Origin of the sequence: Pseudomonas sp. HAR-UPW-AIA-41 (genome assembly GCF_002304225.1) — a bacterium.
GTDB lineage: Bacteria > Pseudomonadota > Gammaproteobacteria > Pseudomonadales > Pseudomonadaceae > Aquipseudomonas.
In genome coordinates this window covers 1-5,781 of sequence record NZ_NSLB01000021.1, presented here as the reverse complement: position 1 = coordinate 5,781, position 5,781 = coordinate 1, and the positions used below count along the sequence as shown (strand labels likewise).

Sequence of the window (5,781 nt, the reverse complement as noted above, 5' to 3'; positions counted from 1 at the left end):
CCTTTCGGGGCCGAGGTCTATCCCAAGTACAAGGCCTGGTGTGACCGTTACTTCCACCTCAAGCACCGTGGCGAGCCCGCCGCGCCAGCTGTGGCTGCTGCAGCGCAAGGCCGGCCAGCCCGGCGCTGGCCTGGGTAAAACCAGTGGCTGGGTACACCGCGCCCACCTCAAACATCAGGGCGTGCAACTGCTCGGCGGCGTGGAATACCTGCAGGTCGACGATGCCGGCCTGCACCTGCGGGTCAACGGCGAGCAGCGCGTGCTGGCGGTGGACAACGTGGTGATCTGCGCCGGGCAGGAGCCTCTGTCCGAGCTGGCTGAGGGCCAGAGCGCCTGGCATCTGATCGGCGGTGCCAGACGTGCCGGCGAGCTGGACGCCAAACGAGCCATCCGTGAAGGGGCGGAGCTGGCCGCGCGCCTCTGATGACCGCTGGACAACTGGCGCTTTGAGCAGAATGCCCAATACTGCGAACAACACCCTGCTATCTGTACGGAATTGTTCTCATGGCATTGCTGCGCTGGTTATCCGGGCTACGTCAGCGGACGCAGCTATCTCTGCTCTTGGTTGTCATGGCCATGGGCATTGCATTGGTGGCGGTCTGGACACAGGTCGTCAACCAACAGTTGCGCATCAATGGGCCGCTTTACCAGGAGATCGTCAAAGGCAAAGACCTGCTCGCCGACATCCTGCCGCCGCCTTACTACATTCTTGAGTCGTACCTGGTCGCACTGCAGATGCGCACCAGCACAGACAGCCAGCAGATCCAGCGACTTGCCGAACGCTTCAACCAGCTGCACAGCGACTATCAGGCCCGCTATCGCTATTGGCAGGAGCAGACGCTGGATCAGACCACGCGAAAACTGGTGAGCCAGACCACCTATGCGCCCGCCCAGCGTTTTTATGAGACAGCCCTGAGCCGCTATATCCCAGCTAGACAACAGGGCAAACATGACCAGCAGGCCTGGCAAGCACTTGAACAGGCCTACCTGGAGCACCGCCAGGGCATTGATGAGCTGGTTGGCGTGGTCAATACCCAGCACCAGGCCAATGAGGCACAGGCACAAACGCAGATTGATGCGCTCGCCCGCAATCTGGTTTTGGTCACCGGCAGCATTCTCGCGGTCGCCTTGTTACTGGTACTGCTGATCAGCAAGGGACAGCTGTACTACTTCAAGCGCCTGACCCAGTCACTCCAGCAGGTCTCTCAAGGACGCCTCGACCAGCCCGCCGCACTGAAAACGCAAAACGAACTCGGCGAGCTATCACACTGCACGGATACCATACGACTCAACCTGCGGACAGTGATCACCGAGCTGAGTGGCCAAACCCAGGCATTGGGCCAACTCGCCAGCGGTATTCAGGCCGGCGCCCGCGAGATTGAACAGGCCTCTGTGCATCAGGTCAGCAGCTCGGAAAAAGCCAGCCGTTCAGTCCATGAGCTAAACGGCTTGTTGTCACGGTTGTCCAGCGAGAGTACTCAATCGGCACAGGCCGCCGGGGAAGCCGGACGCGCAGCAGAGTGTTCCAGTCAGGCTCTGCAAAGCAGCAGCGAAGAGGTAGGTCTGGTTGTGCAGACTGTCCATGACGCCGCCGAGGTACTCAGCTCTCTGGTCGCCCGCACAGACGAAATCAATCAGGTCACCCGAACCATTCGGGACATTGCTGAGCAAACCAATCTTTTAGCCCTAAATGCGGCTATCGAGGCCGCTCGCGCCGGGGAGCAGGGTCGTGGTTTTGCGGTGGTCGCCGATGAAGTCCGCCAACTGGCCGAACGCACCAGTCAATCCACTAGCAGCATTGCCAGCATCATCGACAGTATTCAGGCCAGCACACGCGACGCCACCCGCTCGATTCAGACGGGCCTGGAACGCTCTGAAATTGGCCTGACCCAAGTACGCTCGGCGGGTGAAACACTGACGGCAATGCAGACCCACCTGAGCAATGTCAGCCAGACACTCAACAGCGTTTCCCAGCAGCTCAATGACAGCCGCGATGTCCGGGAAGCCGTACTCAGCAACATTGAAAGCATGCTCACCGATTGCCAGCATCAGCAGCAGGCCATACGAGCCCTGGACAACCTGATTCGTCAGTCGGACACAGCCGCCGGGCACCTGCAGCGGGTGACCGAAAACTTCACACTCTGACTAGCGGCACCGCACGGCACGCGACCTCATCCGGTTACAAGCGCCATACAAAACTGTCCAAATGGACAAGCTCAAGCATAATGGCGTTTTTGCCGGAGTTGATCATGCCTGCAATGACCTGGTGGCTACTCGCATTGCCTCTATTGGCTGGGGTTCTTCTGCCACTACAGGCCGGTATCAATGGCCAGCTGGCTAAACACTTGGGCAGTGTGCTGGCTGCAGCATTGATCTCGTTCTGCGTCGGTACTGCTGCCCTTTTTCTACTCACGCTCTACCAACGCGAAGTTCCTGTGCTGGGCGCCTTCCGAGGCCTGTCCTGGTGGCATTGGACCGGCGGTCTGCTGGGCGCATTTTTTATTGCCACCGCCGCCTATGCAAGTCCGCGGACCGGAGCTCTACTGTTCATGCTGCTGGTCCTGGCAGGGCAGATGGCCATGGCACTGGTGCTGGATCATTTCGGCTGGGCAGGCTATCGCGAGGCCCCCATCAGCCTCGGCAAGGTCGCAGGCCTGGCACTGGTGGTCGCTGGTATATGGATGATTCAGCGCAGCTGATCGGGCAATGATGGCCAATGGCTGCCATCAACGAGCAAAGCCGCTAGAATCGCGGCACTTGCTGCCATGAACCACGCCATGCCCAACCCACTGATGCCCAATGACCCCGCCCACTTCCGCCTATGGCGTGAGGTGCAGGACATGCGTGTGCGCACCACATTGGGCGGCATTTTCTATCTGATCGCCTGGCTGCTGTGCTGGACATTCAGCAGTGCACCACAGCAGCTGCTGTTGCCTGGAAGCCTGTTCAGCCTGGTATTCGTCATCCTGCTGGTGCTGCGCCTACGACACCGCCTGCCGGCCGATCCAGATATCAACAGCCTGCTGCGTTGGCGCTGGCAACACTGGACACTGCTGCTGCTGAACTCAATGTTCTGGGGGCTGGCGACAGGCTGCTGCCTACTGCTTACTCCGCTACAGGACTCCCAGCTTATTGCCGCCCTGAGCACCATTGCCTTCAGCACCGCAGCCATTTTCAACTTCCCCATGCAGCGCCTGCCTGCAGCCTGTGCGGTAATGCTGATTTACCTGCCTGCGCTGGTCATCATGCTGCCGCAGGCGAGCAAGAATGCCGGTGTGTTAACGACGCTTGTCTTTTTCATGCTGTACCTGATGCTCGCGCTCAAGCGCAATCACAGGGAGTACCACGCGGGTGTCGATGTGCAACACAAATTGCTGGAACAGCACGAGCAACTCGAGTTGCTGAGCCGCACCGACAGCCTTACCCAGCTCGGCAACCGCCTGCAGTTCAACAATCTGTTCGAACAACAGGTTGCGCTGGCAAAGCGTCAAGGCAGCCCGCTGACCCTGTTGCTGCTGGATATCGACCATTTCAAACAGATCAACGATCAGTACGGTCACATGGTGGGCGACCACTGCCTGCGCCAGTTCGCTGAGCAGATGCGCCAGACCTTCCGCCGGGACAGCGATATTCTGCTGCGCCTGGGGGGTGAAGAGTTTGGCGTGCTGATGCCGGGCGTAGAGCTGGAGCAGGCCCGACAACTGGGCGAGCTATTCCGCCAGCGGCTGGACGAACACGGCCTGAGCGTCCAGGGGCAACCCCTACGCCTCACCACCAGCCTGGGCCTCGGCGCATTCGACCGCACACGCGATACCAGCGCCGACACCCTGTTCAGACGTGTCGACGAAGCCCTCTATCAAGCCAAGCATCTGGGCCGCAATCGGCTGTGCGAAGCCTGACACCACCACAGCTTTCAGCGCCCCACTGAAAGCCCCCCCCCAGCGATAGTTACGCCTCGATCCGGCACTCATTCCGACCAACGGCTCTTCTTTAAATGACCACAAGTCATTTAACCTCATAAACAAATGACCGCCGGTCATTTAAATGGCATTTCAAGAGGATTTACTCATGCAGCAACAACTCAAGGGCAAATGGGCTCTCATTACCGGCGCCTCCAGTGGATTCGGCGTGGACTTCGCCCACCTCCTTGCCGAACTCGGCGCCAACCTGATTTTGGTCGCACGACGCACTGAACCGATGCAGGCGCTGGCGAGCGAGCTGCACAAGCGTCATGGCATCGAAACCCGCGTGATTGGTCTCGATCTGGCGCAAATTGAAGCCGCCAGCACACTCAAGGCACAAACAGATGCTCTAGGGCTAGAGGTGGATATTCTGATCAATAACGCGGGCTACGGCCTCTTCGGTGAGTTCCTGGCGCAACCTCTGATGAACACTCGCGATATGCTTCAGCTGAACATGCTGACCCTGACCGAGCTGACTCATCATTACAGCCAGGACATGGCACGTCGCGGCGGTGGTCATATCCTGCTGGTTGCCAGCATCGGGGGCTATCAGGCCACGCCCAGCTATGCCGCCTACTCAGCGAGCAAAGCCTATGTCCTGCTGTTCGGAGAGGCCCTGAATCAAGAACTGAAAGCCTCCAACGTAAAGGTCAGCGTACTCTCGCCCGGCATCAGCGCCACGGCGTTTCTGCAGGTCTCGGGGCAGCGCCCGACCCTTTACCAGCGCCTGTTGATGATGCGCTCGCGTCCTGTGGCGCAGATCGGCTTGCGTGCCATGTTGCGCGGCAAGGCGAGTGTTGTACCGGGGCTACTGAACAAACTCACCGTGCTCAGTAACCGCCTAACCCCACGCCCCCTGCAAAGCCGCATGGCCTATCAACTGATGAAGAACTGAGCATGGCGGGGTATGCTCCCCGCCACCCTCCAGCCAGAGCGATATCATGACCCGCCGTGCCCGAGACGATGATGCCAAGCAGGCACGTCGCGCTGACATTCTGCAGGCAGCCCGCCGCCTCTTTCTCAGCGACGAACTCCAGCTGCCTTCCGTAGCGCGCATTGCAGAAGCGGCGGGGCTGGCCAAAGGCACGGTCTATTTGTACTTCGCCACAAAAGAAGAAATTTTCATCGCGCTGCTCGATGAAGAGTTCAGCAATCTCCTCTCGGCAATCGGCGACGCATTCAAGCCGAGTATGGCGGCCACAGAACAAGTTCAAGCCGTGATCGCCCAGATGGTTGATTACCTCGACGAGCACCCGGAGTTTCTTAGCCTGGATGCGCTTGCCTATAGCGTTCTGGAGCAGAACCTACCGGAACAGGTGGTACGCAACTTCAAGCTCAATCTGACTCGCCGGCTCACCTTGGCAGGGCAACTGCTGGACGCAGCACTGGGCTTGCAGGCGGGACGTGGAACGCAGTTGCTGCTACGCAGTTACGCGCTGATCCGCGGGCTGTGGCAAACACTGGACTATCCAGCACCGCTACAAGCGCTGCTGAGCGATCCTGCATTCAGTGTGATCCGCCCCCCCTTCCGTGACGAACTGGCGGCCAGCCTCCAGGAGTATTGGCGCGGCGCACTAACGCCGGTTTGACCGCCTCACTCCAGCACCTGAAACTCCACCCGCGCCGTCAGGCCGCCTTCATCCAGCACACTGAGCTGATGCTGCCCGCGCTCCTGCAGCGCCAGCGCCAGGCTGTCGGCGCCCTGAGTGCTGCCCAGCGGCGAGCCGTCGAGGAACCACCAGCGCTGGCCGCTGCCGCCCAGCGCCGAGAGTTTCAGGCGCAACGGCGTGGCGCTGGCGCCGGCCGGCGTAGCTGGTCG

The 5,781-nt window shown here is 60.1% G+C and carries 6 protein-coding genes and 3 pseudogenes; 8 read left to right on the top strand and 1 reads right to left on the bottom strand.

Going from position 1 to position 5,781, the window contains the following annotated elements; genetic code table 11:
• The 8 genes and pseudogenes from CK486_RS17995 to CK486_RS17595 all read left to right on the top strand — a co-directional run.
• A pseudogene (locus CK486_RS17995) lies at positions 1-78 on the top strand (coproporphyrinogen III oxidase); the annotation flags it as partial.
• A pseudogene (fadH, locus tag CK486_RS17620) lies at positions 74-424 on the top strand (NADPH-dependent 2,4-dienoyl-CoA reductase); the annotation flags it as partial. The pseudogenes CK486_RS17995 and fadH, both read left to right, overlap by 5 nt.
• An 80-nt stretch (positions 425-504) precedes the next feature.
• Positions 505-1,254 (top strand): annotated as a pseudogene (locus CK486_RS18585) (hypothetical protein); the annotation flags it as partial.
• Positions 1,255-1,302: 48 nt separating this feature from the next.
• The gene (locus tag CK486_RS18580) at positions 1,303-2,145 is read left to right on the top strand and encodes a methyl-accepting chemotaxis protein (RefSeq protein WP_371915515.1); all 843 of its coding nucleotides are present in this window, start codon (positions 1,303-1,305) and stop codon (positions 2,143-2,145) included.
• A gap of 104 nt (positions 2,146-2,249) precedes the next feature.
• Complete coding sequence (locus tag CK486_RS17610) at positions 2,250-2,699, top strand: DMT family transporter (protein ID WP_095941602.1); 450 nt, start codon at positions 2,250-2,252, stop codon at positions 2,697-2,699.
• Between the two features lie 78 nt (positions 2,700-2,777).
• Complete coding sequence (locus CK486_RS17605; RefSeq protein WP_095941601.1) at positions 2,778-3,899, top strand: GGDEF domain-containing protein; 1,122 nt, start codon at positions 2,778-2,780, stop codon at positions 3,897-3,899.
• Positions 3,900-4,068: 169 nt separating this feature from the next.
• The gene (locus tag CK486_RS17600; RefSeq protein ID WP_095941600.1) at positions 4,069-4,857 is read left to right on the top strand and encodes an SDR family oxidoreductase; all 789 of its coding nucleotides are present in this window, start codon (positions 4,069-4,071) and stop codon (positions 4,855-4,857) included.
• A gap of 46 nt (positions 4,858-4,903) precedes the next feature.
• Entirely contained in the window at positions 4,904-5,551 is a 648-nt protein-coding gene (locus CK486_RS17595; protein WP_095941599.1) for a TetR family transcriptional regulator, read from the top strand.
• A 5-nt stretch (positions 5,552-5,556) separates the two neighbouring features.
• Here the strand turns inward: CK486_RS17595 and CK486_RS17590 are convergent.
• Positions 5,557-5,781 (bottom strand): hypothetical protein (locus tag CK486_RS17590; RefSeq protein WP_141248928.1); only part of this gene is annotated, 225 nt, incomplete at its 5' end.